This window comes from Streptomyces sp. NBC_01077 (assembly GCF_045162855.1).
GTDB lineage: Bacteria > Actinomycetota > Actinomycetes > Streptomycetales > Streptomycetaceae > Streptomyces.
In genome coordinates this window covers 5,978,871-6,005,374 of record NZ_CP108669.1, presented here as the reverse complement: position 1 = coordinate 6,005,374, position 26,504 = coordinate 5,978,871, and the positions used below count along the sequence as shown (strand labels likewise).

At 71.7% G+C, this 26,504-nt stretch carries 26 protein-coding genes; 13 read left to right on the top strand and 13 right to left on the bottom strand.

Translation table 11 applies throughout. The annotated features are described in order from the left end of the window. Positions 1-40: 40 nt before the first annotated feature. From OG462_RS27325 to OG462_RS27290, 8 genes are all read right to left on the bottom strand, one after another. Complete coding sequence (locus OG462_RS27325) at positions 41-2,614, bottom strand: hypothetical protein (protein WP_406061545.1); 2,574 nt, start codon at positions 2,612-2,614, stop codon at positions 41-43. Further along, positions 2,611-4,440, bottom strand: coding sequence for a phosphate ABC transporter substrate-binding protein PstS (pstS, locus tag OG462_RS27320; RefSeq protein ID WP_406061544.1), 1,830 nt, complete (start codon positions 4,438-4,440; stop codon positions 2,611-2,613). The genes OG462_RS27325 and pstS overlap by 4 nt, the downstream gene beginning before the upstream one ends. Next, positions 4,437-5,717 carry a phosphate ABC transporter permease PstA gene (gene pstA / locus OG462_RS27315; protein WP_406061542.1) on the bottom strand — a complete coding sequence of 427 codons (1,281 nt, stop codon included), beginning with the start codon at positions 5,715-5,717 and terminating at the stop codon, positions 4,437-4,439. The genes pstS and pstA overlap by 4 nt, the downstream gene beginning before the upstream one ends. Before the next feature lie 44 nt (positions 5,718-5,761). After that, positions 5,762-6,817: a phosphate ABC transporter permease subunit PstC gene (pstC, locus tag OG462_RS27310; RefSeq protein WP_406061541.1), complete on the bottom strand. Its 1,056-nt coding sequence runs from the start codon at positions 6,815-6,817 to the stop codon at positions 5,762-5,764. A 78-nt stretch (positions 6,818-6,895) separates the two neighbouring features. Then, positions 6,896-7,267, bottom strand: coding sequence for a DUF1508 domain-containing protein (locus tag OG462_RS27305; RefSeq protein ID WP_406061540.1), 372 nt, complete (start codon positions 7,265-7,267; stop codon positions 6,896-6,898). A 274-nt stretch (positions 7,268-7,541) separates the two neighbouring features. Further along, positions 7,542-8,243: a PH domain-containing protein gene (locus OG462_RS27300; RefSeq protein WP_406061538.1), complete on the bottom strand. Its 702-nt coding sequence runs from the start codon at positions 8,241-8,243 to the stop codon at positions 7,542-7,544. Between the two features lie 34 nt (positions 8,244-8,277). Further along, the gene (locus OG462_RS27295) at positions 8,278-8,931 is read right to left on the bottom strand and encodes a class F sortase (RefSeq protein ID WP_406061536.1); all 654 of its coding nucleotides are present in this window, start codon (positions 8,929-8,931) and stop codon (positions 8,278-8,280) included. Between the two features lie 300 nt (positions 8,932-9,231). Further along, positions 9,232-10,464, bottom strand: coding sequence for a hypothetical protein (locus OG462_RS27290; RefSeq protein WP_406061535.1), 1,233 nt, complete (start codon positions 10,462-10,464; stop codon positions 9,232-9,234). Between the two features lie 274 nt (positions 10,465-10,738). Here OG462_RS27290 and deoC point away from each other — a divergent pair, with 274 nt between their 5' ends. Genes deoC through OG462_RS27275 form a run of 3 tightly spaced genes read left to right on the top strand, consistent with a single transcriptional unit; the run spans position 10,739 to position 14,026 of the window. Continuing rightward, entirely contained in the window at positions 10,739-11,698 is a 960-nt protein-coding gene (deoC, locus tag OG462_RS27285) for a deoxyribose-phosphate aldolase (protein ID WP_189832824.1), read from the top strand. Between the two features lie 5 nt (positions 11,699-11,703). Continuing rightward, positions 11,704-13,140 (top strand): aldehyde dehydrogenase family protein, encoded by a 1,437-nt coding sequence (locus OG462_RS27280; protein ID WP_406061533.1) that lies wholly within the window; start codon positions 11,704-11,706, stop codon positions 13,138-13,140. Beyond that, positions 13,133-14,026 (top strand): aldehyde dehydrogenase family protein, encoded by an 894-nt coding sequence (locus tag OG462_RS27275; protein WP_406061531.1) that lies wholly within the window; start codon positions 13,133-13,135, stop codon positions 14,024-14,026. The genes OG462_RS27280 and OG462_RS27275 overlap by 8 nt, the downstream gene beginning before the upstream one ends. An 84-nt stretch (positions 14,027-14,110) precedes the next feature. On the opposite strand, the gene OG462_RS27270 is transcribed toward OG462_RS27275, so the two are convergent. Further along, a complete protein-coding gene (locus tag OG462_RS27270) occupies positions 14,111-14,845 on the bottom strand; it encodes a TetR/AcrR family transcriptional regulator (protein ID WP_406061529.1) in 735 nt (244 codons plus the stop codon). 114 nt (positions 14,846-14,959) lie between these two features. On the opposite strand from OG462_RS27270, the gene OG462_RS27265 reads away from it, so the two are divergent. Then, positions 14,960-15,550 carry an NADPH-dependent FMN reductase gene (locus tag OG462_RS27265; protein ID WP_406061528.1) on the top strand — a complete coding sequence of 197 codons (591 nt, stop codon included), beginning with the start codon at positions 14,960-14,962 and terminating at the stop codon, positions 15,548-15,550. Positions 15,551-15,604: 54 nt separating this feature from the next. After that, positions 15,605-17,134 carry an MDR family MFS transporter gene (locus OG462_RS27260; protein ID WP_406066737.1) on the top strand — a complete coding sequence of 510 codons (1,530 nt, stop codon included), beginning with the start codon at positions 15,605-15,607 and terminating at the stop codon, positions 17,132-17,134. Here OG462_RS27260 and OG462_RS27255 read toward each other — a convergent pair. Continuing rightward, on the bottom strand, positions 17,067-17,465 hold the full coding sequence (locus OG462_RS27255; protein WP_406061526.1) for a hypothetical protein: 399 nt from the start codon (positions 17,463-17,465) through the stop codon (positions 17,067-17,069). The genes OG462_RS27260 and OG462_RS27255 overlap by 68 nt on opposite strands. Before the next feature lie 61 nt (positions 17,466-17,526). On the opposite strand from OG462_RS27255, the gene OG462_RS27250 reads away from it, so the two are divergent. Continuing rightward, a complete protein-coding gene (locus OG462_RS27250) occupies positions 17,527-18,222 on the top strand; it encodes a uridine kinase (RefSeq protein WP_406061524.1) in 696 nt (231 codons plus the stop codon). Between the two features lie 144 nt (positions 18,223-18,366). Here the strand turns inward: OG462_RS27250 and OG462_RS27245 are convergent, their stop codons facing one another. Beyond that, positions 18,367-19,086 (bottom strand): SigE family RNA polymerase sigma factor, encoded by a 720-nt coding sequence (locus tag OG462_RS27245; protein ID WP_030318346.1) that lies wholly within the window; start codon positions 19,084-19,086, stop codon positions 18,367-18,369. A gap of 170 nt (positions 19,087-19,256) precedes the next feature. Between OG462_RS27245 and afsQ1 the strand changes: the two genes are divergently transcribed. The 5 genes from afsQ1 (at position 19,257) to OG462_RS27220 (ending at position 23,048) form a co-directional block, all read left to right on the top strand. Then, positions 19,257-19,934 carry a two-component system response regulator AfsQ1 gene (gene afsQ1, locus OG462_RS27240; RefSeq protein ID WP_017239746.1) on the top strand — a complete coding sequence of 226 codons (678 nt, stop codon included), beginning with the start codon at positions 19,257-19,259 and terminating at the stop codon, positions 19,932-19,934. After that, a complete protein-coding gene (locus OG462_RS27235; RefSeq protein ID WP_406061521.1) occupies positions 19,931-21,460 on the top strand; it encodes an ATP-binding protein in 1,530 nt (509 codons plus the stop codon). The genes afsQ1 and OG462_RS27235 overlap by 4 nt, the downstream gene beginning before the upstream one ends. Next, the gene (locus OG462_RS27230; RefSeq protein WP_406061520.1) at positions 21,457-22,080 is read left to right on the top strand and encodes a hypothetical protein; all 624 of its coding nucleotides are present in this window, start codon (positions 21,457-21,459) and stop codon (positions 22,078-22,080) included. The genes OG462_RS27235 and OG462_RS27230 overlap by 4 nt, the downstream gene beginning before the upstream one ends. A gap of 95 nt (positions 22,081-22,175) precedes the next feature. Next, complete coding sequence (locus OG462_RS27225; RefSeq protein WP_406061519.1) at positions 22,176-22,757, top strand: VanZ family protein; 582 nt, start codon at positions 22,176-22,178, stop codon at positions 22,755-22,757. 90 nt (positions 22,758-22,847) lie between these two features. Then, positions 22,848-23,048 carry a PspC domain-containing protein gene (locus OG462_RS27220; RefSeq protein WP_055600943.1) on the top strand — a complete coding sequence of 67 codons (201 nt, stop codon included), beginning with the start codon at positions 22,848-22,850 and terminating at the stop codon, positions 23,046-23,048. A gap of 83 nt (positions 23,049-23,131) precedes the next feature. Here OG462_RS27220 and OG462_RS27215 read toward each other — a convergent pair whose 3' ends face one another. Then, positions 23,132-23,503 carry a hypothetical protein gene (locus tag OG462_RS27215; protein WP_406061517.1) on the bottom strand — a complete coding sequence of 124 codons (372 nt, stop codon included), beginning with the start codon at positions 23,501-23,503 and terminating at the stop codon, positions 23,132-23,134. 172 nt (positions 23,504-23,675) lie between these two features. Next, the gene (locus tag OG462_RS27210) at positions 23,676-24,830 is read right to left on the bottom strand and encodes an adenosine deaminase (RefSeq protein WP_406061515.1); all 1,155 of its coding nucleotides are present in this window, start codon (positions 24,828-24,830) and stop codon (positions 23,676-23,678) included. A gap of 264 nt (positions 24,831-25,094) precedes the next feature. On the opposite strand from OG462_RS27210, the gene OG462_RS27205 reads away from it, so the two are divergent. Continuing rightward, complete coding sequence (locus OG462_RS27205) at positions 25,095-25,472, top strand: hypothetical protein (RefSeq protein ID WP_406061514.1); 378 nt, start codon at positions 25,095-25,097, stop codon at positions 25,470-25,472. A gap of 181 nt (positions 25,473-25,653) precedes the next feature. Continuing rightward, complete coding sequence (locus tag OG462_RS27200) at positions 25,654-26,427, top strand: GNAT family N-acetyltransferase (protein ID WP_406061512.1); 774 nt, start codon at positions 25,654-25,656, stop codon at positions 26,425-26,427. Positions 26,428-26,504: the final 77 nt, after the last annotated feature.

Genomic DNA, 26,504 nt, shown 5'->3' with positions numbered 1-26,504 from the left:
GACAACAATTCCGTACGGGCGGCACGGGCGACCACCACGTTCAGCCGCTCTTCAGGTTACGAATTCCTGTCCTAGGTGAATCCGAGGGAATCCGGCGACGTCCGGCCGCGGCCAGGACGGCGGGTCCTGCGATACCGGCAAGACCGCCGACGATCAGCACCGAGAGAAGGACCCAGCGGATGACACCGAGTACCTGGGAGGGGGTGCTGCCGGTGTCGGCGAGCCTCTCCCCCGGTGCGCCCCCGGAGCCGTTCGCGCCCCCGCCGGAGGCCGGCGGCGGCGCGGCGGAGGACGGCGACCCGGAGGACCCACCGGTGTCCGCACCGCCGGTCGCGGCTCCGCCCGGGGACCCTCCGCCGGAGCCGGGGCCCACGCCGCCGGAGGCACCGGAGCCGGCGCCCGCGGAGCCCGTCGAGCCGCTCGCTCCCTGGCCGCCGCCGGAGTCCGCGCCTCCGGTCGCACCGCCGTCACCGCCGGTCGTACCGCCGGTGGTGGCGCCCGGGCCGGCCGGTGCCCCGCGCTCGAGCCGGCCGGCCGCGGCCTCGGCCTGGGCCTTCAGCTTCAGGGGCAGCGGCGCGTAGCCGAAGGGCAGTTCACCCGGTGCCGTGCCCTGCTTCTGCCCAGGTCCGGCCGCGTAGCGCAGCACGCGCGCGTAGTCCTTGCGGGCGTCCGCCGGAAGGCTGGTGGAGGCGGCGGCGTAGGTCACCACCGTCAGCGGGTAGGCACCGTCCCTGGCGCGTGCCGGGTCGGAGGCGAGGACCCCTGGTACGGACGAGTCCTTGAACTGCTCGACCGCCTTGAGCAGGGCGGGGGTGGTGGGCCGGACGTAGGTGCCGTCGGCGTTCGCCAGGGCCGCGACCTGGAGCTGATAGCGGGTTGCCGAGGCCGAGTCGATGATGCCGTAGGCGCGGCGGCTGCCCGGAAGGGCCGACGGGCCGGTGAGCTTGAGTCCGCCCGTCGCCGTGTCCTCGGCGGCCTCGTACTTGGTGTTGTTGGTGCCCCTGCGCGTCCATCGGGCGGCGTCGTGGAAATCGCCGGCGTACGGGGAGCGGTCGATCGCCCCGTACCTGATGGATTTCCCCGACAGCACGAGTTCCGTCTCCGTGGGGTCGGCCTTCGGGAACTCGTGGAGACTGGCTGCGGCGATTCCCAGACTCTTGTAGTGGGGGTTCATCTTCATTCCCCAGGGGTCCGGCTTCCCTTCGAGGAAGGAACGCGCATCCGGATTGCTCCGCAGATAGTCCCAGACGACCTTCGCGGTGTCGGACCGCTCGGCGGAAAGGAGAATTCCGCCGGGATAGTTCAGCTCTCCCTGCCGGAACTCCTCGAATTGCGGATTCAGCTTCAGGAACTCCGGGTCACGGAGGATGGTGGACGGATTGCCCTTCAGATGCTCCAGGGGCTCCATGCCCCACATGCCGACCCGGACGTCGAAGGGGTAGGACAGCGTGAGCAGCTTCGCGAGGAGCCGCGGGTTCAGCCGCAGGTCCTTCACGAGCCCGATCTTGTCGGCCTCCCAGAAGAAGCCGACGGTCAGCGCGCTGACCGCCACGGGGGCGTGGACGAATCCCCCCTTGCCGCTGCCTTCGACGGGCTCGACGGGCTCGACGGTGAAGCCGAGACCGGGTGAGGTGGAGGTCGGGGAGAGCAGGCTCGACCGGGCCAGCTCCTCTCCCCGCTGGGAGAAGGTGAAGCGGGTGGAGCCGCCTGCGCACAGGGCCGCCTGCCAGGAGGTGACGGCGTCCGTGACCAGCTCGGAGCCGGTCATCCGGCGCTCGGCCTTGTCCGTGGGGCAGGGGTCGCCGACGGGCAGGAAGTCGAGCGGGAAGACGATGCGCCCGTTCCAGTTGGTGGTGGAGAGCGGCGAGGACCGCAGGCTGCCGTTGTAGCTGGTCCCGTCCGGATCGTGGGAGCCGCGGGGCACCACGACGAGCCAGCACTTCCGGCCGCGCGTGTCCGTGCCCGTACCGACCGGATCGCCGCAGCCGAGGTGCGGAGCCTCCCGGGTGGACTGCAGGTTGAAGCCCACCTCGCCCGTTCCGTCGGGCTGGGTGACGGCGAAGGGCTCCTCGTTGGTGTCGTTGTTGCTGAAGTAGGTCCAGTCGGTGGACGTCTTCGTCGGAGGACCCGAGACCGGGGTGAAGGGCACGAACGGATCGGTCGTCTGGCCCGGAACGCCCGGGTAGGGGATGGGTTCGTCGTACTCCTTCTCCTGCGGGTCCTTGCCGACCGTGAGCACCCGTTTCAGGACGTTCTCGCCGAAGCCGTCGGCGTTGACCACGGCGCCGAACTGGCACTGCTCCCGCTTCGGGCCCGCCGGGTCGTCGCCCCAGCACTGCATGATCTGGAGGAAGTCGGTCTTCCGCCCCTGGGTCGGCTTCCCGCCCTTCCACGTCACGTTCAGCCCCTGGCCCCGCAGACTCCTCGTCTGATGGACGGTGACTTCGAGGCCCGAGAAGTCGTCGTACGGCCCCTTGGTGCCGCGTTTCGTCAGCGCCGAGCTCTCGGAGGGGTCGGTCGCCGCCGAAGTGTCCTGCGGCAGCGGCACCAGTACGAGCAGAACAGCGGCGAGGAGCGCCCCCAGTCCGGCCCTCCGGGTGATGCCCGGCTTCATCGCACCCCTCCCTGGCGTTCGGCGCGGGCCGCGAGGGCTCGCCCGACGAGGGGCGGGGCGACGACGGTGGCGAGGAGCAGGAGCGCGGAGAGGGCCATGAGGATCCCGCGCAGGCCGCCTCCGGTGTCGGCGGCGAGGGTGACGGGGGTGCCGACGATCTGGTTGCCGCCGGAGTCCTGGCCGGTGCCGGTGCCTCCGCCCGTACCTCCGTCGCCGAGGACCTCGCCGGTGTCGGGGTCGACGGCTCCGCCGCCCGTGGCACCGCCGGTGGCGGAGCCGCCACCGGAACCCGTACCGCCGCCCGTACCGCCGTTCGAGGAACCGCCGCTGCCGTTGCCGGAGTCGGCACCGGAGCCGTTGGCGCCGCCCGTGCCACCGTCGGCCGAACCACCGTTGGAGCCGGAGCTGTTGGAGCCGGAGCCGCTGGAACCGCCGGTCGAGGAGCCGGCACCGTTGCCGTTCCCGTTGCCGCCCGTGGCGCCGCCGCCCGTGGTCGAACCGCCGTTGTTCACCTGGGTGTTCGTCCCCTTGGCGCCGCCCGTGCCGTCACCGCACTGGGTCGCGCCGCGCTTGTCGCAGTCCTTCGGCATGGGGGCGTTCTTGGCGAGGGTGTTGGTGCCGTCGGCCGAGAAGGTGGGGTTGCGGCAGTCGGAGAGGTCGACGGCGCCGGCCGGCGCGCCGGGTATCCGGCGGACCTGGTCGAAGCCCGCCTGGACGAGGTTCCTCGGGAGCGGTGAGTAGCCGAGTTCCTCGGCCTGCTGCTGGCCCTCGCAGAGGAAGTAGCGGGCGAAGGTGCCGAGCGAGCGGCCCTTCTCGGTGGTGTGCGGGGCGGTCGCCGAGGTCGGGACGACCATGTAGCTGTAGCTGGAGAGCGGGTAGCTGCGCCTGTCCTCGGAGCGGTAGACGTCGTCGAGGATCTGGGTCAGGTAGTTCGTCGAGTTCCGGTCCGGGTTGATCCGGGCCCTGAGCAGGGCGACCGCGACGGCCTGGGCGGTCGGCTCGACGTAGTAGCCGGAGCGGTTGAGCACCTTGACGACCGGGAAGTGCGCGTTGATCGCGTACGAGTACTCGACGTAGGTGATGGCGCCCTCGCCCTGCGGCTGGCGGACGTGGGCGGAGACGCCGAGCGAGCCGGACTTGGCGACGGTGGTGGTGCCGGGCACGACCGGGAAGTACGAGGTCATGCCGCAGGGGGTGGAGCGGCCGGCGCGACGGCAGTAGTCGTTCCAGACGGAGCCGTTCTCCTTGGCGAGCCAGGTGGTGAACTGGGCCGTGGTGCCCGAGCCGTCGGAGCGCACGACGGGGACGATGCGGCGGGCGGGGAGGGTCAGGCCGGGGTTGTCGGCCTTGATCTCGGGCGCGTTCCACATGGTCAGCTGCCCGGTGAAGATCTTCGCGAGGACGGGTCCGGAGAGCCGCAGGTTGGTGACCTGACGGCCGCCGATCCGCAGGTTGTACATGAAGGCGGTGCCGCCGGCGACGATCGGCATGTACGCGTAGCCGCGGCTCGGCGGCACGTCGGTGGCGCCACCGTCGTTGAGGCCGTACGGGATCTCGGAGACGGCGAAGTCGACGGTGCCGTTCTTGAACTGCTCGCGGCCCTGCGAGGAGCCGTTGGCGTTGAAGTTGACCGTGAGGCCGACGTTGGCACCGATGTTGCGGCGCCACTGCTCGACGGCGTTGGAGCTCCAGGTCGAGCCGGAGCCGGTGATCTTGGTGTACCCGGCGGCCTGCGCGGCGGGCGGATGGACGAGCAGGGCGAGCACCGCGCACAGGGCGGCGGCGAGCCCCAGGGCGGTGCGGGCGAACGGGGCGGCGGATCTCACGGCGTGCTCCTCGGAGGTACGGATCGGTCGGCGGGCGCGGCGGAGGACCCGGCGGTCCCGGCGCCGGCCAGGGACGCGGCGGCCCCGGAGGCGGAGACGTTCCCCCTGGCGGAGACCCACCGGGCCGCGTCCTGCCGGGAGGCGAGGGCCCTGCGCCGCTCCTGGCGCTTCGTCAGCTGCCCCGATCCGCGCCCGCCCGCGATCCGCGCGAGGACGAAGAGGAGCAGGACGAGCAGCATGAGGACGGCGGCGGTGCCGAAGCCGCGGGCGATCATGTTCGGTTCGGGCGACTTGACGAGCTCGAAGGTGGCGAGCGGCAGGGAGACCTGAGCGCCGGAGGTCGGCAGGGCGTTCAGCTCGGCGGTGAACCCGGCGGTCAGCAGCACGGGCGAGGTCTCCCCCACCCCGCGCGCGGTGCCGAGGATCACGGCCGTGGTCAGTCCCGAGCGGGCGGTCGGCAGGACGACGTGCCAGACCGTTCGCCAGCGCGAGGACCCCATGGCGTACGAGGCCTCCCGCAGTGTGCCGGGGACGAGCCGGATGACGACGTCGGAGGCGCGGATGATGATCGGGAGCATCATCACGGAGAGGGCGAGCGAGGCGGCGAGCCCGGAGCGCTCGGCGCCCAGGGCCAGGATGACGGTCGCGTAGATGAAGAGTCCCGCGACGATCGAGGGCAGCGCGGTCATGGCCTCGACGATGGTGCGGACCAGGCGCGCGAAGGGGCCGGGCACTTCGGTGAGGAAGACGGCGCAGACGATGCCGGTGGGCACGGTGAGCGCGAGGGCGATGCCGACCTGTTCGAGGGTGCCGACGACGGCGTGCAGGATGCCGCCGACGTCGAGCGGTTCGAGGGGGCCCGCCAGGCTCATGTCCTCGGTGAAGAAGTTGAGGTGGACGAGGGCCTCGCGGCCCTCCCAGAGCGTGAAGGCGACGACGAAGACGAGGACGGCGAGGAGGAGCAGCCCGAGGCTGCGGACGACGACGCCGGCGAGCCGGTCCCGTACGGCGGGCCCGTCCTCGTCGAAGGAGACGAGCAGCGCGTACAGCCCGAGGAAGAGGACGTACGCGACGATCACGAAGCCGACGGCGCCGCTGAAGGGCAGCAGGCGGGCGAAGAGGAGCCAGGTGAGGGCGATCGAGGCGGCGGCGGCGCCGAGCAGCGCGTACACGTCGGAGGCGCGCAGGGTGCCGGTGGTACGGCGGCGTTCGGGTCCGGGCGGCGGGGCCTTCTCGGCGGGCGGTCGCAGCTTCGGCCGCTCCGGGGCGATGGTCATCGGGTTCGGGTCCCCCTCTTGAGGAGCATGGTGCGAGACACCGCTCAGGCGTCGCTGGTGGCGCCGGAGCGGCTGCGGGCGACGATGGAGGAAGCGGCGAAGTTGACGATCAGGGTCATGACGAAGAGGGCGAAGCCGGCCGCCATCAGGGCGGACATGCCGAAGGGCGTGGCTTCGCCGTAGCGCAGGGCGATGAGGGAGGACACCGAGCTGGTGCCGGTCTGCAGGACGTGCCACTGGATGGTGAAGACCTGCGAGATGACCATATAGACGGCGATGGTCTCGCCGAGGGCGCGGCCGAGGCCGAGCATGGTGCCGCCGATCATGCCGCCCTTGCCGAAGGGCAGGACGACGCTGCGGATCATGCCCCAGCGGGTGGCGCCGAGCGCGTACGCGCCCTCGCGCTCGCCGGCGGGGGCCTGGGAGAAGACCTCGCGCATGATCGAGCAGATGATCGGCGCGACCATCATCGCGACGACGAGACCGGCGACGAAGGTGGACGAGGTGTAGACGGTGGGCGGGGCCAGCGGATCGTCGGGGTCGGCGCCGTCGACGCGGAGGAACGGGATCCAGCCGAGGTACGTGGCGATCCAGCGGGCGATCGGGAGGATCGACTCCTCCAGCCAGAAGACGCCCCACAGGCCGTAGACGACCGAGGGCACGGCGGCCATCAGGTCGACGGTGGAGATGAGGGTGCGGCGCAGCCGGGGCGCCGCGTACTCGGAGATGTAGAGCGCTGCCCCGGTGGCCAGCGGCACGGCCACGACGATCGCGACGAGGGCGATCAGGACGGTGCCGAGGAGGACGGCCGCGATGCCGAAGCGTCCGGCGTCGGGCTCCCAGTTCTCGGTGGCGAGAAAGGAGAGGCCGGCGCGGTCGAGGGCCTGCCAGGCGCGCAGGAGCAGGAAGCCGCCGACGAGAAGCATGACCGCGAGGACGAGGCCGCCGCCGGTGCGGGCGACGGTGCGGAACACCCGGTCGGGAAGGCCGGGGTCGGCGTGGAGTCGTCGCGGCGTGTCGGGCGGTGTGTCCGCCGGGGCGCCTGCCGGTGTTCTGCCGGGCGGCGGTCCGGGCGGCGGGTCAAGGGTCTCGGTCGTCACGGGAAGGACGTAAGTCCCGCCCGGTGGACATGTGTTCCACTCGACGTGAACGAGGGGCGTGCGCGGGGCAACTTCCGTTCACCGTAAGGCAGTTGAGGCCCATCTAGGGCCCTCCGTGGCGATCAGGTCCCGGAAACGCGCATAGGCGGTACGACAGGTGGAATGGCGCTCGTAGGAGCGCCCGGAGAGGGCGGTGGTACGCCCCTCGGCGTCCCGCAGCAGCCACACCCAGCCGTTGCCCCCGGCGGTGTGCTGCACTCCGCCGGCCATGTCCGCGTACCCGGTGCACAGGGCCGTGAAGGCCTCCCGGCACCCGGCGTGGTCGTCGTAGCAGCCCCCCGAGCGCGCGACGACCCTCCCGTTCTGCGCGACGAGTCGCCATCCGTAGCGTCCGTCGGCCCCCATGTCGACCAGACAACGCGTCCCGGACACACCGGTGTCCTTGGTCATCGCCCCCACCCCCACAGTCTCGGCAAGCGCAATCTATTGAGACCGGCGTGACTGTTGGGTGCTAAACCATTTGCGGGGTTGCACGCTTCACCAGGAGGTTGCCCCTAGGACACCGGCGGCGCGTTCGACCCCGTTCGATCCGGTCAGTCTGACCAGATCAGAGCCATGCAGAAGAGCGGATTCGGTGAAGAGCCGCTTCGGTGAGGAGCCGATTCGCTGGAGGCCGATTCACTGGAGGGCCGATTCGGTGAAGAGCCGAAGCGGCGGGCCGGGATCAGCCCGTCGCCAGCAGGATCACCAGGAGCAGCAGCCCGGCCACCGCGGGGCCGACGATCTCGTACGCCCAGCGCACGTGCGCCTCGCCCCGCGCACCCGGGGTGCCGGCGCGGAGCTCGGCGAGCTCGCGCAGATCGGCGACGGTCTTGTCGGTGGGCGCGACGCGGGAGGCGCTGTCCCGTACGTCGGCGGTGACCGAGGTACGGCCGTGCGGGTCGTCCTGGGAGGCGCGGGCGGCCCGGCGGGCCGCCTTCTTGCGCTGGCGCAGCGAGACGGGGACGGCCCACAGCTGGTACTTGGCGCCGTCCTGGGTGAAGACCTCGCTGGAGTAGCCGGCCCGGACGTCGGCGACCGTGGCCCAGGGCAGCGTGATCGACCGGAACGGGTTGCGGATCCGGAGCCGGTCGTCGTTGGCGTACACGGCGGGCCGGATCGTGAACGCGACGATCAGCGGCGCGGCGAGGAGGATCCCCGCGAGCGCGATCCAGGGCGACCGGCCCTCGCCGCGGAACATCACGTCACCGGCGAACAGGGCCGCGAGGAGCAGCAGGAACACCCCGCTCGCGATCCCGAGCGGCGACCGGAAGACACGGTCGGGGGACTGCGGCCCCGCGGACTTCTGCCCCGCGGACGGCTGCTCGGGGGTCGACTCGCGGCTCGGCTCGTGGCTGGGCTCGGGGGTCGGCTCGGGGGTCGTCATGGGGCCGATTGTGCCTCAGCGGGCCGGTGGAGGCTCAGGCGGCCCGCGTGGCCACGAGATCCGCGTACAGAATGATGTTGTCGGGGCGGTGGCCGTCGACCAGCTCGCCGCCGCAGGTGATGAGGCGCAGCTCGGGGCCCTCGGTGTCGCCGTACACCTTGGCCGTCGGGAAGGTGTCCTTGTCGACCTGCTCCAGCTCCCTGACCCGGAAGACCGCGGTGGTGCCGTCGGCCCTGGTCACGGTGATCTCGTCGCCGACCCGGGCCTTGGAGACGTTCTTCAGTACGGCGGGTCCGCGGGCGGTGTCGAAGTGCCCGATGAGGACGGCGGGACCGGTCTGACCGGGCGTGACGCCCTTCTCGTACCAGCCGATGCGGTCGGCGTCCGCGACCGAGGGCACCTCGACGGTGCCGTCGGCGGCGAGCCCGAGTTCCAGGACGGGCCCGGTGGGCCCGGTGTCGACCCCGGCGGCGGGGACCTGAACGCGCACGGGCAGGGAGCGGGCGAGCGGCTTCACGGGCGCGGTGCTCGCGGTGGGCTTGGGGGCGGTGGCCTCGGAGATCCGCGCGGGCGGGGTGCCGGGCGCGGGTCCGGCACCGGCCGAGCAGCCGGTGAGCGCGGAGCCGGCGGAGAGGGCCACCAGAAGGAGGACGGAGGCGGTACGGGGACGGGTACGGCGACGGTTCACGGGCGGGCTCCGGACGGACGGGGTACGGCAGACGAGGGACGGGGTGCGGCAGACGACGGACGGGGTGCGGCAGACGACGGACGGGGTGCGGCCGGCCGCCGCGCGGGACGCGGCGACCGGCCGGGGGTGGGGTGTGCTCCCGCTCGGGTCAAAGGGCTGGGAGACGGGTCCGGCGAGAGCCGGGTGGGGCTCGGGGGCCGGGTGGAGCTCAGGAGCGGGGGTCCGCCTGCTGAGCCGGGTTGGGCTCGGGAGCCGGGTGGGCCCGAGAGCCGGGGTGGGCTCGGGAGTCGAGCGTCCGGATCAGACGCGGGGGCCGGCGGCCCGGCGGCGCAGGACGACGAAGCCCAGGCCCGCTGCGGCGAGCGAGGCGGCCCCGGCACCGGCCGCGATCAGCGCGGTGCCGTCGCCCTCGGCACCGAGCTCGGCGCCGGCCGCGACACCGCCCTTCGGGACGACGGAGGTCTGCCCGCCGTTGTTGACGGTGGTGCCGGTGTTGCCCGCGGGGGCCGGGGTGGTGACCGACGGCGCCGGGGTGGGCGTGGCCGAGTCCTTCTCGCAGCCCTTGGGGAGCTTCGGGAACGCGGTCCAGAGGTACGGCGTGTCGCCGCCCTGCGTGCGCTGGCCGAGCTGCGGGGTGGAGGTGTTCGCGCCCTTGATCGTGAGACCCATGCCGAGGTCGGCGGCGTGGTCGCGGTCGACGGTGACGACGGGCTTGCCTGCCTCGTCCTTGAGGACGGCCTTCGGGCCCTTCTCCAGGTCGTGGGTGAGCGTCACGGTCAGCAGCGCGAAGACGGACGGGATGTCCTGCCGGACGGTGCACTCGCCGACGGTGACGACGGGGCCGGGGGTGGGCGCGGGCGCCGGGGTGGGGTTCTCGACGAGGCGCGGGGCGGCCTGCCTGGCACCGCCCTGGATGTACGCGGCGAACCCGCCGTCGCTCTCCAGGACGACGACGGCCTTGCCGTAGACCCAGACCTGACGGAAGCCGTTGAGGTAGGTGAAGCCGCGGCCCTTGCCGTTCTCGACGAGCTGGAGGCCGTAGCGGCCGTCCTTCTCGCCGAGCTCCAGGCGGGTGCCGTCGGCGAGCTCGTACAGGCCGGGCTCGGCGCCGGGGACGTAGTTGCGGTCCCAGTTGAGGGTGCGGCCGTCCTCGAAGAGGACGAAGAACTCACCGTTGTCGTTGCCGGCGACCGGGCGGGTGTTCGCGTCGAGGACACCGGCCGGGTTGCCCTCGTGGAAGAGCTCGGCGCGGTGGTGCAGCGCGTCGACCTTGTAGATCTTGGCGATGGTGCCGGCGAGGAGGGTCTCGGTCCGGACGAGGGTGCCCTTCGCGGCGTCGGCCGTGGCTTCCGCCGGCTTCGCTTCACCGGGCTTCACGTCGGCCGGCTTCCCCTCCGCCTGCTCGGCGGCGGCCGACGGGACGGCGACCGGGCCGTCGGCGGCGAAGGCGGCTCCGGCGGAGACGGCCGGGGCGGTGATCGCGACGCCCGCGACGAGGGCGGTGGCGATGGCGGTGCGAAGGGCGGTGCGCATAACGACTCCTGTGAATTCAGGCAGGTGGATGGGAGAGTCGCATGCCGCTTTTTCTCGGTCCGACTATGTCCGGTGAGGTCTGGCTGGCTGCTGACAAGAATCTATTGATCTTGTATTCAGAACTTGTCCGCTCCATGTCACGAGCCTGTGACGGGACTCACCCCACCCGCCCGACGCGGGTCACCACGCCGACCGCCCGCCTGTGACCTCGGGCTCTGCGAAGCCCGTCCCCTGTACAGGTCGCTACGCGCGTAGATATGCTCGACTGGTGACCATGCCCACCACTGCATCCGCAGCATCCGCATTCGCCGACGTGACCGCGTCCGACGGTGCGCTGCGCCGCTTCCTCCACGGGCTGCCCGGCGTCGACGCCGTCGGCCTGGAGGCGCGCGCCGCGTCCCTCGGCACCCGCTCGATCAAGACCACGTCCAAGGCGTACGCCATCGACCTGGCCATTTCCATGATCGACCTGACGACGCTCGAAGGCGCGGACACCCCGGGCAAGGTCCGGGCGCTCGCCGCCAAGGCCGTCCGTCCCGATCCGACCGACCGCACGACCCCGACGACCGCCGCCGTCTGTGTCTATCCGGACATGGTGGCCACCGCCAAGGCCACCCTCGCGGGCTCCGGCGTCAAGGTCGCCTCGGTCGCCACCGCCTTCCCGGCCGGCCGCGCCGCGCTCCCCGTGAAGCTCGCCGACACGGCGGACGCCATCGCCGCGGGCGCCGACGAGATCGACATGGTCATCGACCGTGGCGCCTTCCTCGCCGGCCACTACCTCCAGGTCTTCGAGCAGATCGCCGCGATCAAGGCGGAGTGCGGCGACCGCGCCCGCCTCAAGGTGATCTTCGAGACCGGCGAGCTGTCCACGTACGACAACATCCGCCGTGCCTCCTGGCTCGGCATGATGGCCGGCGCGGACTTCATCAAGACCTCGACCGGCAAGGTCGCGGTCAACGCCACCCCGGCCAACACGCTGCTCATGCTGGAGGCCGTGCGCGACTTCCGCGCACAGACCGGCGTGCAGATCGGCGTGAAGCCGGCCGGCGGCATCCGCAACACCAAGGAAGCCATCAAGTTCCTGGTACTCGTCAACGAGACCGTGGGCGAGGACTGGCTGGACAACCACTGGTTCCGCTTCGGCGCTTCCAGCCTGCTCAACGACCTGCTGATGCAGCGCCAGAAGCTGGCGACCGGCCGTTACTCCGGCCCCGATTACGTGACGGTGGACTGATCAACATGGCATCTGCATTCGAGTACGCACCGGCGCCCGAGTCCCGGTCCGTCGTCGACATCGCCCCCAACTACGGCCTGTTCATCGACGGCGAGTTCGTCGAGGCGGCCGACGGCAAGGTCTTCAAGACCGTCTCCCCGTCCTCCGAGGAGGTCCTCGCCGAGATCGCCCAGGCGGGCACCGAGGACGTCGACCGTGCGGTGAAGGCGGCCCGCAAGGCCTTCGAGAAGTGGTCGGCGCTGCCCGGCTCCGAGCGCGCCAAGTACCTGTTCCGTATCGCCCGGATCATCCAGGAGCGCAGCCGTGAGCTGGCCGTCCTGGAGACCCTGGACAACGGCAAGCCGATCAAGGAGACGCGCGACGCGGACCTCCCGCTGGTCGCCGCGCACTTCTTCTACTACGCGGGCTGGGCCGACAAGCTCGACCACGCCGGCTACGGGGCGAACCCGAAGCCGCTGGGCGTGGCCGGCCAGGTCATCCCGTGGAACTTCCCGCTGCTCATGCTGGCGTGGAAGATCGCCCCGGCGCTCGCGACCGGCAACACGGTCGTCCTGAAGCCGGCCGAGACGACCCCGCTGACCGCCCTGTTCTTCGCGGACATCTGCCGCCAGGCCGGGCTGCCGAAGGGCGTCGTCAACATCCTTCCCGGGTACGGGGAGACGGGCGCCGCGCTCGTCGCGCACCCGGACGTGAACAAGGTCGCCTTCACCGGTTCGACCGCCGTCGGCAAGGCCATCGCGCGCTCGATCGCCGGCACCGACAAGAAGGTCACCCTGGAGCTGGGCGGCAAGGGCGCGAACATCGTCTTCGACGACGCCCCCATCGACCAGGCCGTCGAGGGCATCGTCAACGGCATCTTCTTCAACCAGGGCCAGGTCTGCTGCGCGGGCTCGCGCCTCCTCGTCCAGGAGTCGATCCAGGACGAGCTCCTGGACAGCCTGAAGCGCCGCCTGTCGACGCTGCGTCTCGGCGACCCGCTGGACAAGAACACCGACATCGGTGCCATCAACTCGTCCGAGCAGCTCGCCCGGATCACCTCGCTCGTGGAGCAGGGCGAGGCGGAGGGCGCCGAGCGCTGGACCGCCGCCTGCGACATCCCCGAGGCCGGCTACTGGTTCGCCCCGACGCTCTTCACGAACGTCACGCAGGCGCACACGGTCGCCCGCGACGAGATCTTCGGCCCGGTCCTGTCGGTGCTGACCTTCCGTACGCCCGACGAGGCGGTCGCGAAGGCCAACAACAGCCAGTACGGCCTGTCCGCCGGTATCTGGTCGGAGAAGGGCTCCCGCATCCTCGCGGTCGCCGGCAAGCTCCGCGCCGGTGTCGTCTGGGCCAACACGTTCAACAAGTTCGACCCGACCTCGCCGTTCGGCGGATACAAGGAGTCGGGCTTCGGCCGCGAGGGCGGCCGTCACGGTCTGGAGGCCTACCTCGATGTCTGAGCAGACCCGTCTGAGCGTCTTCAAGACCTACAAGCTGTACGTCGGGGGCAAGTTCCCCCGCTCCGAGAGCGGCCGGGTGTACGAGGTGACGGACTCGAAGGGCAAGTGGCTGGCGAACGTGCCGCTCTCCTCCCGCAAGGACGCGCGTGACGCGGTCGTCGCCGCCCGCAAGGCCTTCGGCGGCTGGGCGGGCGCGACCGCGTACAACCGCGGCCAGATCCTCTACCGCGTCGCCGAGATGCTGGAGGGGCGCAAGGAGCAGTTCGTCCGCGAGGTCGCGGAGGCGGAGGGCCTGTCGAAGTCGAAGGCCGCCGTCGTCGTCGACGCGGCGATCGACCGCTGGGTCTGGTACGCGGGCTGGACGGACAAGATCGCCCAGGTCGTGGGCGGTGCCAACCCGGTCGCGGGCCCGTACTTCAACCTGTCGAGCCCAGAGCCGACCGGTGTCGTCACCGTCGTCGCGCCCCAGGACTCGTCGTTCCTGGGCCTGGTCTCGGTGATCGCCCCGGTGATCGCCACGGGCAACACGGCGGTCGTGATCGCGAGCGAGAAGTCCCCGCTTCCCGCGCTCTCCCTGGGCGAGGTGCTCGCCACCTCCGACCTGCCGGGCGGTGTCGTGAACATCCTCTCGGGCAAGGCCTCGGAGATGGGCCCGCACCTGGCGGCCCACCAGGACGTCAACGCGATCGACCTGACGGGCGCGACCGAGGGCGACCTGGCCCGCGACCTGGAGATCGCGGCGGCGGACAACCTGAAGCGCGTCCTGCGCCCGCGCAAGGAGGACTTCGCGGAGTCCCCGGGCACGGACCGCATGACGGCCTTCCTGGAGACGAAGACGGTCTGGCACCCGACGGGCAGCCTGGGAGCCTCCGGCTCCTCGTACTAGTCCCCAGTCCCATGACGGCAGGCCCCCGGGTGTTCCCGGGGGCCTGTCGTCGTTCCTGCCCGCGGGTGATCCCGGGGCCCGTCGTCATTCCCGCCCGCGTGCCACGAGCCCCGCCACGCCGTCGAGCACGCAGTCGAGCCCCGTCTCGAACTGCCACTCCGCGTCGTCCTTGCGCGCCGCCCCGAGCGCGTAGCGCCGGTACGTCGGGTAGCGCCCGGTCTCGAGCAGGTACGACATCTTCGGGGCGAGTGCCCTGCGCGTGTCGTCGCCGCTGGTCCAGCCCTGCTCCGCCATGTACTGGCGCAGTACGGCCTCCGACTGCGTGGCCCCCTGTACGTACGACGTGACCGCGCGGAACGCCGCCATCATCGTGTCCGCGTCGAGCCCGAGGCCGTCGAGGGAGGCCAGCTGCCGTTCGGACGCCGCCATCCGGTGCGGGGTGAGGACGAAGAGCGGTGTCGGCATGTGGGCGAGCCACGGGTGGCGCAGCACCATGGCGCGGGTCCGCACCGCGTAGGCCCGCAGGGTCGCGCGCCAGCCGGCGGTCTCCCCGTCCGGTTCCAGCTCGGTCGACACCTGGTCGACCATGAGTTCCCAGAGCTCGTCCTTGCCCTTGACGTGCCGGTACGCGGCCATGGGCGCGACACCCAGCTCGGTGGCGACGCGCCGCATGGTGACGGCGGCGAAGCCCTCCCGGTCGGCGATGTCGATCGCGACGGCTGCGATCCGTGCCGCGCTCAGGGACGCCCGCGGTGCCGCCGCGGGCCGCTCCAGGCGCTCCCACAGGGAGACGTCGTCCGTCTCTTCCTTCTTCGCCACTCGGGCCTCCTTCTCTCGCGTACAGCGTATGCCTTGTAGACGCCGTACACATCGACGTGTACGTTGTACACCAGCCGGTATACACCGTACACATCACCGTTCCAGGGGGACCCCATGACCGCACCGCTCCACATCGCCGTGATCCAGGGCTCGACCCGCGACGGCCGCCTCGGCCCCGCCGTCGCGAACTGGCTGCTCACCCACACCGCCGCCCGCCCGGAGCTGACCACCGACCTGATCGACCTCGCCGAGACCCCGCTGCCGACCGTCTTCCCGCACCTCGGCCAGGCCCCCGAGCGCGCCGAGGACCGCGCCCAGCTCGCCGCCGTGTCCCCGCGTCTGGCCGCCGCCGACGCCTTCGTCGTGGTGACCCCCGAGTACAACCACAGCTACCCGGCCTCCCTGAAGAACGCGATCGACTGGCACCAGAAGGAGTGGCACGCCAAGCCCGTCGGCTTCGTCGCCTACGGCGGCTTCTCCGCCGGCCTGCGCGCCGTCGAGCACCTGCGCGGCGTCTTCGCCGAGCTGCACGCCGTCACCGTCCGCGACGCGGTCGGACTCCAGGGCGTCTGGGGCCAGTTCGACGAAGACGGCCGGGCCGTCGACCCCTCGACCGACGCCGCCGCCAAGACGATGCTCGACCGACTCACCTGGTGGGGCGAGGCACTTCGCGAGGCCCGCACCCGCAAGCCCTACGAGGCCTGAGTCGTGACGACCCATCAGGAGACCCGCATCCCCTACCTGGGCGTCACCGGGCTCATGCTCGGCATCGTCCTCGCCACCCTCGACGGCACGATCGTCGGCACCGCCCTCCCCACCATCGCGGGTGAACTCGGCGGCCTCGACCGGCTGTCCTGGGTCGTCACCGCCTATCTCCTCACCGCCGCCGTCGCCACCCCGCTCTGGGGCAAGCTCGGCGACCTCTACGGCCGCAAGGGCGGCTACCTCTCCGCCGTCGGCGTCTTCCTCGCCGGGTCGGTACTCTCCGGCCTCGCCCAGACCATGGGCCAGCTCATCGCCTTCCGCGCCCTCCAGGGCATCGGCGCGGGCGGCCTGATGGTCGGCGCCTTCGCGCTCATCGGCACCCTGGTGGCGCCGAAGGACAGCGCCCGGGTCCAGGCGATCACCGGGGCCATGCTGCCGGTGGCCTTCGCCGGCGGTCCGCTCCTCGGCGGCCTCCTCACCGACCACCTGAACTGGCGCTGGGCCTTCTACGTCAACCTGCCCGTCGGCCTCGCCGCCCTGCTGATCGTCTCGCTCACCCTGCGCGTACGGACCCCGCGCGTCCGTGCCCGCATCGACTGGGCGGGAGCCCTCCTGCTGACCACCGGGGTCCTCGCGCTCACTCTGCTCGCCGGCTGGGCCGGCACCGCCCACGCCTGGTCCTCACCCCGGATCCTGACCCTGGGCGTGATCGCGGTCGCGGCCCTCGCCTGGTTCGTCCGGGTCGAGCGGCGGGCCGAGGAGCCCGTGATCCCGCCCAGGCTCTTCCGTACCCGCAACTTCACGTCGGCGCAGATCCTGAGCTTCCTGGTCGGTGCGGGCATGATCGCCGCCCTGAACTATCTGCCGCAGTACCTGCAGTTCGCCCGCGGGCAGTCGTCCACGGCGAGCGGACTGCTGCTGCTCCCGCTGATGCTCGCCATGGTCGCCACGCAGCTGGCCTCGGGCCGGATCATCGCCCGCACGGGCCGCTACCGGATCTTCCCGATCCTCGGCGGCGCGCTGATGACGGCGGGGGCGCTCGTCCTGCTGCTGCTCGACGTGGACACCCCCACCGCCGTCGCCTCCGGGCTCACCGTGATCGTCGGCGCGGGCATGGGCTTCCTCATGCAGGCCACGCTGCTCGTCACGATGTACGGCGCCGAGCCTCGCGACATGGGCGCGGCAACCGGCACCGTCACGCTCGTGCGGACGCTCGGCGGCTCGCTCGGCGTGGCCGTCCTCGGCGCGGTGTTCACGGCGCGCCTCGACGGGACCGACACGCACCTGACCCCGGCGCAGGCCCTGCGGCTGCCGGAGCCGGCACGGGAGGGCCTGGGGGCGGCGGTGACGAGCGGGGTGCACGGGGTGCTGCTCGGCACGGCACTGCTCGCCGCCCTGGCCTTCGCCGTGGCCTGGCTCGTACGGGAGGTCCCGCTGCGGCCCGAACCGGGCGCCGCCGGAACCGAGGCCTCGGAAACCGGCGCCTCCGAGACCGGGCTTGCCGGGACCGGCGCCGTTACGGAAGCAGCCCCCGCGTCAGCGGGCCCGCCACCGGCAGATCGGCCACCGCCCCGCCCTTCGTGACGTGGTCGGTCACCAGGTTGGTGCCCACCGGCTTGAAGTCGGCGACCTGGGTGCCGAGGCCGTTGTCGAGCGGGTCGACGCCGGTGTTGGCCAGCGGGTCGAGCTGGAGCCGGGTCAGCGGGCCGAGACCGTGGGTGACACCGGACAGCGCGCCCGCCCCGGCCGCCGTGGCATCCGTCCTGGTCAGGGAGTCGACGGGCAGCGGCACCGGTGCCACGGCCTGCGCCGCCGCACCCGCACCGAGCACCGCCGCGCCCGCCGCGGTGACGGTGAGACCGGCCTTGAGCAGGGCGCTGCGACGGGGGCTCCGGGGTTCTGCGTGACGCGCCATTGATGATCCTTCCGAGCTTTCACGGGGTGACCGAGCGGACACCGACAGTAGTTGAGGTGTGATGCTCGATACCAACGGCCTTCCTCGGGGGTCCCCTGCACGGGGGAATGCTTCACACTGGTGTCCCGTGAGTTCCCAACCGATCCCGACCCGTGTCGTCCTGCTCGCGGGCCCCTCCGGCTCCGGCAAGTCGTCCCTCGCCGCTGTCACCGGTCTCCCGGTGCTGCGCCTCGACGACTTCTACAAGGAGGCCGACGACCCGACCCTCCCCCTCGTCGAGGGCAGCGCGGACATCGACTGGGACTCCCCACGGTCCTGGGACGCGGACGCGGCCGTCTCCGCCATCGTCGAGCTGTGCCGTACGGGACGGACCGACGTCCCCGTGTACGACATCGCCACCAGCTCCCGGGTGGACCGCGAACGGCTCGACATCGAGCGGACGCCGTTGTTCGTGGCGGAGGGGATCTTCGCGGCCGAGATCGTGTCCCGCTGCCGTGAGCTCGGCGTCCTCGCGGACGCGATCTGCCTGCGCGGCCGTCCCTCGACGACGTTCCGCCGCCGGCTCGCCCGCGACCTGCGCGAGGGCCGCAAGTCGGTCCCGTTCCTGCTGCGCCGCGGCTGGCGCCTGATGCGCGCGGAGCGGGCGATCGTCGCCCGCCAGGCGGAACTGGGCGCCCATCCCTGCGCCAAACCGGAAGCCCTGGGCCGCCTGGCCGCCGCGGCGGCGGGCCGCCACCGCACGCCTGCGGCGAGCTGAGAGCCGAAAACACGACGCGGGTCGTACGAGCCCCCCAGCTCGTACGACCCGCGTCGCCGTTCCCCGTACCCCCGTACGGTTCCCCCGTGCTCCCCCGACGGCTCCGTTTCCCCCGTAGCCCCCGTGGGTCTTTCCCCCCAGCCTTCAGGCCACCAGCTCGCCGAAGGACTCCTCCTCGTCACGGCCGAAGCTGAGCACCTCGTCCTCGCGCAGTCGCCGCAGCGACCGCCAGATGCTCGACTTCACCGTGCCGACACTGATGTCCAGGATCTCCGCGATCTCCGGATCGGTCCGGCCCTCGTAGTAGCGCAGCACCAGCATCGTCCGCTGGAGCTCGGGCAGCCGGGCCAGCGCCTGCCACAGCACCGCGCGCAGCTCCGTGCCGCGCATCGCGTCCGTCTCGCCCACCGTCTCCGGGAGCTCCTCGGTCGGGTACTCGTTGAGCTTGCGCCGGCGCCAGGCGCTGATGTGCAGGTTGGTCATGGTGCGGCGGAGGTATCCGCCGACCGCGGCCTTGTCGCTGATCCGCTCCCAGGCGCGGTACGTGGAGAACAGCGCACTCTGGAGCAGGTCCTCGGCCTCGAACCGGTCACCGGTGAGGTGGTAGGCGGTGGCGTACAGGGAGGCACGACGCTCCTGGACGTAGGCCGTGAACTCGGCCTCCGAACAGTTGCGCTCCCCCGTGACCTCCCCGTACGCCGCTCCCCCGTCAGCAATGGCCACCATGTACGGCGCCTTGCGCTGACGCCCGACGCTGCGAACGCACCCCCGCCCGTTCACCGCGCCGGACTTCTCCGTGCTCCGTACGACGTCGTGGAGACGCGTGACTACTGCGCTTGAGGTGGTGCTGTGCAGTGCGTTCATCTCGCGCCCCCCGTCGGTTGGAGTGTGTTTCGGTCCGTGTGCAATGAAGCTTGCCCAGCGGACTTCATGGCGTTGTCCGCCGACTGTCACAGGCGTGTCACAGGGGCCCGGCCAGAAGCGCGCCTCCCAGCGGTCGAACTCGGACGGCCCAATGCGACAGAATGTTGCCCGTGCCTTTTCTGTTGCTGATCGAGGACGACGACGCCATCCGCACGGCCCTCGAACTCTCCCTGTCGCGGCAGGGCCACCGGGTGGCCACCGCCGCGACCGGTGAGGACGGCCTCCAGCTGTTGCGCGAGCAGCGGCCGGACCTGGTCGTGCTCGACGTCATGCTGCCCGGCATCGACGGCTTCGAGGTCTGTCGGCGCATCCGCCGCACGGACCAGTTGCCGATCATCCTGCTGACCGCGCGCAGCGATGACATCGACGTGGTCGTGGGCCTGGAGTCCGGAGCCGACGACTATGTCGTCAAGCCGGTGCAGGGCCGCGTCCTCGACGCCCGGATCCGGGCCGTACTGCGGCGCGGTGAACGGGAGTCGACGGACTCGGCGACCTACGGCTCGCTCGTGATCGACCGCTCCGCGATGACGGTCACGAAGAACGGCGAGGACCTCCAGCTCACCCCGACCGAGCTGCGGCTGCTCCTGGAGCTGAGCCGCCGGCCCGGACAGGCGCTCTCCCGGCAGCAGTTGCTGAGGCTCGTGTGGGAGCACGACTACCTGGGCGACTCGCGGCTCGTCGACGCCTGTGTGCAGCGGCTGCGCGCCAAGGTGGAGGACGTGCCGTCCTCGCCGACGCTCATCCGTACCGTGCGCGGGGTCGGCTACCGGCTGGACGTCCCTGCGTGAGCAAAGGCATCCTCACGCGGCTGCGTCTTTCGAGCCTGCGGCTGCGTCTTGTCGTCGTCTTCGCCCTCGTCGCGCTCACCGCGGCCGTCTCCGCCTCCGGCATCGCGTACTGGCTGAACCGTGAGGCGGTGCTGACCCGCACCCAGGACGGGGCGCTCAACGACTTCCGGCAGGAGATGCAGAACCGGGCGGCGACGCTGCCGCTGCGGCCCACCCAGGAGGATCTGCGGCGGACCGCCGAGCTGATGGCGACCGGCAGCGCCAACTACCAGGTGCTGCTGCTCGGTGAGCGGGAGGCGGGCAAGCCGATCGTCGGCGCCTCGGACCCGGACGACTTCACCCTGGCCGACGTGCCGCGCTCGCTGATGGTCGCCGTGGACACCAAGCGGCCCGTGACGGAGGGCAACGCGTACCCGTACCACCTGTTCTGGCAGCGTACGGAGCGGAACGGGACGCCCTACCTGGTCGGCGGGACGCGGATCGACGGCGGCGGGCCCGCCGGCTACATGTTCAAGTCGCTGGCCGCGGAGAAGGCCGACCTGAACTCGCTCGCCTGGTCGCTCGGGATCGCGACCGCGCTCGCGGTGGCCGGCTCCGTGCTGCTCGCGCAGGTCGCGGCGACGACCGTGCTGCGTCCGGTGCACCGGCTCGGCGAGGCCGCCAAGCAGCTCGGCGAGGGCAAGCTCGACACCCGGCTCCGGGTCACCGGCGCCGACGAACTGGCCGATCTCACCCGGACCTTCAACAGCGCGGCCGAGTCGCTGCAGAAGAAGGTCGCGGACATGAGCGCCCGGGAGGAGTCCTCCCGGCGTTTCGTCGCCGACATGTCGCACGAGCTGCGGACGCCGCTGACCGCCCTGACGGCCGTCACGGAGGTCCTGGAGGACGAGCAGGACTCCCTCGACCCGATGATCGCCCCGGCGGTCGCCCTGGTCGTCAGCGAGACCCATCGCCTCAACAACCTGGTGGAGAACCTGATGGAGGTGACCCGCTTCGACGCGGGCACCGCCCGGCTCGTCCTCGACGAGGTGGACATCGCCGACCAGATCACCGCGTGCATCGACGCGCGCGCGTGGCTCGACGCGGTCGACCTGGACGCCGAGCGCGGGATCGTGGCGCCGCTCGACCCCCGCCGGCTCGACGTGATCCTGGCGAACCTGATCGGGAACGCGCTGAAGCACGGCGGTTCGCCGGTCCGGGTCTCGGTGCGCACCGAGGACGACGAACTGGTCATCGCGGTACGCGACCACGGCCCCGGCATCCCCGAGGAGGTGCTGCCGCACGTCTTCGACCGCTTCTACAAGGCGAGCGCGTCCCGGCCTCGGTCCGACGGCAGCGGTCTCGGCCTGTCGATCGCCATGGAGAACGCGCTGATCCACGGCGGTTCGATCACCGCCGCCAACTCGGTCGGCGAGGACGGGGCGGTGGACGGCGCGGTGTTCGTACTGCGGCTGCCGCTCGACGCGTCGGGGATCACACGCGAGGTGCAGACCCGCAGCAGCCAGGGCGAGGTGGAGGAAGAGTGAGACGCCGCACCTTCGGGCGTACGGCCGTGGCGGCCGGGCTCGTCGCGCTGGTCGCCGGCTGCGGGATCAGGACCACCTCGGTCCCGGTCGACGCGGGCGCGGCCCCGTCCCGGGTCCCGTGCAGCGTGACCGAGGAGGGGACGACGGGGGCGGCGCTGCAGGGCGTGCCGGTCCGGGTGTTCCTGGTCTGCGGCTCGCAGCTGGAGGCGGTGGACCGGCGGTCACCGCTGCCGGAGGAGAAGGCGGGCGGTGATCCGGTGCGCACGGCGACGGGGCTGCTCGCGCAGCTGCTCGCCGAGCCCTCGGAGAGCGAGCGGCGGGCCGGCTTCACGACGGCGGTGCGCGGCCCGCTGGTGGTGAGCGGCGGCCACCGGGGCGATCCGGCGGGCACGCTGCGGCTGAGCCGCCAGCCGGAGGACCTGGCTCCGACGTCCCTGTCGCAGCTGGTCTGCACGTTCGCGGCGAGCTCGGCGGGCGCGGGCGAGCAGACGGTCCTGCTCGGCGGCCCGGGCGCGTACGCCCCGAAGCGCTACCGCTGCACGACGGAACTCCGCGAACGCCCGGAGTCGACCCCGCCGACGGCGGCCGTGCCGACCCCGTCGGCCACGGCGACGGGCTGACGGGCTGACGGGCTGACGGGCTGACGGGACACCCTCCGGAGGTCGGAGCCGCGCCCGGCGGAACCGATTCCGCTGTCGGGGGCGTCTTGGGGGGCGTGCAGCGTCAAGGTTCGGGCGGCAGTGCCGCCGTGGTCGTCCGCGTGGCGGGGTTCGTCCTCGTCCTCGCGCATCTGCTGCTCGTCGCCTGGGTCAGTCTGCGCCCACGGGACGTGGCCTGGGTGACCGCGCCGAACACGGTGCCCTTCGACGGCATCCGGGCCGGTCTGGCCCTCGGTGCCGCCGAGGCCGTCCGGCTGATCGGCGAGGGGCTGCTGCTCCTGGCCCCGCTCGGGATCCTGCTTCCGATGGCCGACGGACGGCTCCATGTCTCCGGTTGGGCCTCCCTGACCCGTACGACCGCCGCCGGCGCGCTGGTGTCACTCGCCGTGGAGCTCCTGCAGACCGCCGTACCGGGCCAGGTCGTGGACGTGGACTCGGTCCTTCTGAACACCGCCGGGGTGGCGATCGCGCATCTCCTCTTCGTCCCGGCCGGCCGCACCTGGCTGCGCCGCAGGTCGGAGGCGGGACGGTCGGGCTCCTCCGTGGGTACCGGGCCGGGTCGGGGTTCCCCCCTGCTGCGGAACGAGGGGTCTCAGGGTGCGACCCCGACGATTCCCAGGGTCCCGATCGCCCGGTAGACCGACGCCCCGGACCCCCGGCCCGCGGCACCATGGATACATCGGGAGCCCGACAGAGCGGCTCCCGGACCGACTCCGAAGGAGCCCACCATGGCCGCACTGACCCGCCCTCGTGACGGACGCGTGATCGGCGGAGTGTGCGCGGGCCTGGCCCGGCGCTTCGGCATCTCCGCGAACACGATGCGTCTGATCTTCCTGGTCTCGTGCCTGCTGCCCGGCCCGCAGTTCCTGATCTACATCGCCCTGTGGATCTTCATGCCGGACGAGCGGAAGGCCACCACGGCCTGGTGACGGACCCACGCCGAAGGGGCGCGTGCCCGGGAAACCGGGTGCGCGCCCCTTCGGCGTACGGAGAGCCTCGTACGGCCCCGGGGTCAGCCGATCGGCAGACCGCCGCCGCCCAGCGGCAGGCCGCCGAGCAGGCCGCCCAGCGGGGTGGCGCCGAGGCCACCGGCGGCGGCGTCGAGCGGGAGGCTCTGGGTGGCCTGGCCGGCGGCGGCCGGAAGGGTCTTCACACCCTGGTCGACGCCCTGACCGAGGGCGCCCTGACCGGCACCGAGGGACTCGGCGGCGCCGTCGGGGAGCTCGGTGAGGCCGTCACCCAGCGGCACGGTCTGGGTCACCAGGCCGAGCGCGTCGGGGGTGGCGGGCGCGACCGGGGCGGCGGAGGCCGTGCCGGCGGCGGCAGCGGCGAAAGCGGCACCGAGAGCGGCGACACCGAGCTTCTTGGCGGCAGACTGCTTCATCTGAAAATCTTCCTTGGGGAATCCGGGGGCTTCCGGGAAAGCCGGGCGGGGAAATCCTGGGAATGCAGAGCGGCTCTGCAACCTAACCAGTGAACGACTCCTCCGCAAACACCGGAAAGCGGCCGGGTGTCGTGCTTTCCCGGCCGCTCGGTTCCCCTCGACGGGGCGGTGTTCAGCCCGCGATACGGGAAGACTCGCTGGTCGTGGCGGTCTGCTGGAACAGCCATTCGGACTTCAGCTCGGCGTATCCGGGCTTGATGACCTCGTTGATCATGGCCAGGCGTTCATCGAAAGGAATGAACGCTGATTTCATCGCATTGACCGTGAACCACTGCATGTCATCGAGCGTGTAATCGAATGCTTCGGTCAGCAGCTCGAATTCCCGGGTCATGCTCGTCCCGCTCATGAGCCGGTTGTCGGTGTTGACCGTGGCCCGGAAGTGGAGCTTGCGGAGCAGACCGATGGGGTGCTCGGCGAACGAGGCCGCGGCGCCGGTCTGGAGGTTGGAGGACGGGCACATCTCCAGCGGGATGCGCTTGTCGCGGACGTAGGCGGCGAGCCGGCCGAGGGTCACCGAGCCGTCGTCGGCGACCTCGATGTCGTCGATGATCCGGACGCCGTGCCCGAGCCGGTCGGCGCCGCACCACTGGAGCGCCTGCCAGATGGAGGGCAGCCCGAAGGCCTCGCCGGCGTGGATCGTGAAGTGGTTGTTCTCCCGCTTGAGGTACTCGAAGGCGTCGAGGTGGCGGGTGGGCGGGTAGCCGGCTTCGGCGCCCGCGATGTCGAAGCCGACGACGCCGGTGTCGCGGTAGCGATTGGCGAGTTCGGCGATCTCCAGGGCGCGGGCGGCGTGCCGCATGGCGGTGAGCAGGGCGCCGACCCGGATGCGGTGTCCGTTGGCCCTGGCCTGCCGCTCGCCCTCGCGGAAGCCCTCGTTGACGGCCTCGACGACCTCTTCGAGGGTGAGGCCGGCCTCCAGGTGCTGCTCGGGGGCGTAGCGCACCTCCGCGTACACGACGCCGTCCTCGGCGAGGTCGACGGCGCACTCGGCGGCGACGCGGAAGAGGGCGTCACGGGTCTGCATGACGGCGCAGGTGTGCGCGAACGTCTCCAGGTAGCGCTCCAGGGACCCGGAGTCGGCGGCTTCGCGGAACCAGATGCCGAGCTTGTCGGGCTCCGTCTCGGGGAGCTGCTGGTAGCCCTGCTCCCGGGCGAGTTCGATGATCGTGCCGGGGCGCAGTCCACCGTCGAGGTGGTCGTGGAGCAGCACCTTCGGGGCGCGGCGGATCTGGTCCGCGGTGGGGACGCTGGGGGTCTGGCTCGTCATTTCCGCACTCTAGCCCCTACGCGCGTAGAGCGCGCCTTTGCGGCGCCGTTTCCGCGCCCGGTCTTCTCGCTCGCGGGCGATCCTGATGCCACGTCAACAGCACCTCGATGGACGGGGAAGCGCGTTCAGACCTTCGCGTATACGACTTATTGAGCTGTTGAGACGACACCGGCTTCTCGGGGTGCGCCGGGTCCCACCGGCTCGCGATTACGTGAGTCGATCACGGCGGGAGCCGAAACCTGCCGGACCAAGGAAGGACGTGGCATGCGCTACATCCGCGGACTGCTCGTCGCACTCTCGGCGGGCGCCCTGTCGCTCGGCATGATCGGCACCTCGCAGGCCGACACCGACCAGTCGAACCAGAGCCTCGACCACAGCTGCCAGAACAGCACGTTCGGCTCCTGCACCCAGGAGGTGAACTACGCTCCGCAGCTCCTGGGGGATGTCTCTCTCGTCGGCGAGAACGGGCTCCTCGGTCCGAACGGGCTCCTCGGCCCGTCGGGGCTCCTCGGCCGGACCGCCACCAGTGAGACCATCGCCGCCAAGGGCGCGACCAGCACCAAGGGCACCACTGGCATGACGGCCACCACCAGCACCAAGGGCACCACCGGCAAGACCGCGCTGACCGCGCCCGCCCGGTAGCGCTCGCCCGGTTGACGCGGTCGCCGGCCTGATGGAGGAAGCGGCGCCCCGCGAGGCACGCAACCGCCGCTGAAGTCGACCGGCGGCCCGTGTGGCGGTCATTCCCCCCGCCACACGGGCCGTCGGCCAAACGAACGAAAAACGACCTCACCATCGGAGAACGGCCTCCTAGGCTGCCCGCATGACCTCTACGGCGCCCGACTCCGAACTGGCCCGGTTCCACCGGTTCCTGTGCGACTTCCACCGCCGGCAGGCGGGCCGCACCGTCGACTTCCCCGGCGGCTTCGCCGCGCTCGACGACACGTACGCGCGCTCCCGGGGGAACAACCACCTCCTCGTCGACGGGGCGACCGACCCCGAGGCGCTGGCCGCACGGGCCGACGAGCTCCTCGGCCACCTCCCGTACCGGCTCGTGTACGTCCTCCCCGACGAGGTCGCGGCCGCCTGCCGCGGTCCACTGGAGCGGGCCGGATACGCGCACTCGGCCACGTACGCCATGCGGCACACCGGCCCGGTCCCGGCGCACGGCGGAGCCCGTGAGGTGGACCTGGACGCGCTGCGCGGGCCGGTGGGCGCGTCCTGGCGCCGCTTCGTGCCGGGGGTGAGCGACGAGGAGGTCCACCACCTGGTGGAGCGGCGGACCGCCCGGCTCCGGGGTGCCGAGGACGTACGGTTCCTCGCCTCGTACTCCGAGGACGGCGAGGTGGCGTCCTGGGCCGATCTCTACCTCGACCCGAAGGCCGGGATCGCGCAGATCGAGGACCTGGTCACCGCCGAGAACCACCTCGGGAAGGGGCACGCCGGGCGGGTCCTGGACACGGCGCTGCACCTCGCGGCCGAGGCCGGCTGCGGCCTCCGCCACCTGACCGCGAACGCGTCGAACTGGCCGCACCGCTGGTACGAGAGGAAGGGCTTCACCGTCGTCGACACCCTCCACATCTTCGAACGGGCATAAGGGGCACTCGCGTTCGCTCTCCGGACGATACGTAACAGAGACCGCACGTACGACTGGCGTACACCTCTCCTTCTGAG

Excerpts from the sequence above, each read along its gene's own strand:
- OG462_RS27325 (WP_406061545.1), bottom strand. The coding sequence starts at position 2,614 with ATGAAGCCGGGCATCACCCGGAGGGCCGGACTGGGGGCGCTCCTCGCC.
- pstA (WP_406061542.1), bottom strand. The coding sequence starts at position 5,717 with ATGACCATCGCCCCGGAGCGGCCGAAGCTGCGACCGCCCGCCGAGAAG.
- OG462_RS27305 (WP_406061540.1), bottom strand. The coding sequence starts at position 7,267 with ATGACCAAGGACACCGGTGTGTCCGGGACGCGTTGTCTGGTCGACATG.
- OG462_RS27300 (WP_406061538.1), bottom strand. The coding sequence starts at position 8,243 with ATGACGACCCCCGAGCCGACCCCCGAGCCCAGCCACGAGCCGAGCCGC.
- OG462_RS27290 (WP_406061535.1), bottom strand. The coding sequence starts at position 10,464 with ATGCGCACCGCCCTTCGCACCGCCATCGCCACCGCCCTCGTCGCGGGC.
- deoC (WP_189832824.1), top strand. The coding sequence starts at position 10,739 with ATGCCCACCACTGCATCCGCAGCATCCGCATTCGCCGACGTGACCGCG.
- OG462_RS27280 (WP_406061533.1), top strand. The coding sequence starts at position 11,704 with ATGGCATCTGCATTCGAGTACGCACCGGCGCCCGAGTCCCGGTCCGTC.
- OG462_RS27275 (WP_406061531.1), top strand. The coding sequence starts at position 13,133 with ATGTCTGAGCAGACCCGTCTGAGCGTCTTCAAGACCTACAAGCTGTAC.
- OG462_RS27265 (WP_406061528.1), top strand. The coding sequence starts at position 14,960 with ATGACCGCACCGCTCCACATCGCCGTGATCCAGGGCTCGACCCGCGAC.
- OG462_RS27260 (WP_406066737.1), top strand. The coding sequence starts at position 15,605 with ATGCTCGGCATCGTCCTCGCCACCCTCGACGGCACGATCGTCGGCACC.
- OG462_RS27255 (WP_406061526.1), bottom strand. The coding sequence starts at position 17,465 with ATGGCGCGTCACGCAGAACCCCGGAGCCCCCGTCGCAGCGCCCTGCTC.
- OG462_RS27250 (WP_406061524.1), top strand. The coding sequence starts at position 17,527 with ATGCTCGATACCAACGGCCTTCCTCGGGGGTCCCCTGCACGGGGGAAT.
- OG462_RS27245 (WP_030318346.1), bottom strand. The coding sequence starts at position 19,086 with ATGAACGCACTGCACAGCACCACCTCAAGCGCAGTAGTCACGCGTCTC.
- OG462_RS27220 (WP_055600943.1), top strand. The coding sequence starts at position 22,848 with ATGGCCGCACTGACCCGCCCTCGTGACGGACGCGTGATCGGCGGAGTG.
- OG462_RS27215 (WP_406061517.1), bottom strand. The coding sequence starts at position 23,503 with ATGAAGCAGTCTGCCGCCAAGAAGCTCGGTGTCGCCGCTCTCGGTGCC.
- OG462_RS27210 (WP_406061515.1), bottom strand. The coding sequence starts at position 24,830 with ATGACGAGCCAGACCCCCAGCGTCCCCACCGCGGACCAGATCCGCCGC.
- OG462_RS27205 (WP_406061514.1), top strand. The coding sequence starts at position 25,095 with ATGCGCTACATCCGCGGACTGCTCGTCGCACTCTCGGCGGGCGCCCTG.
- OG462_RS27200 (WP_406061512.1), top strand. The coding sequence starts at position 25,654 with ATGACCTCTACGGCGCCCGACTCCGAACTGGCCCGGTTCCACCGGTTC.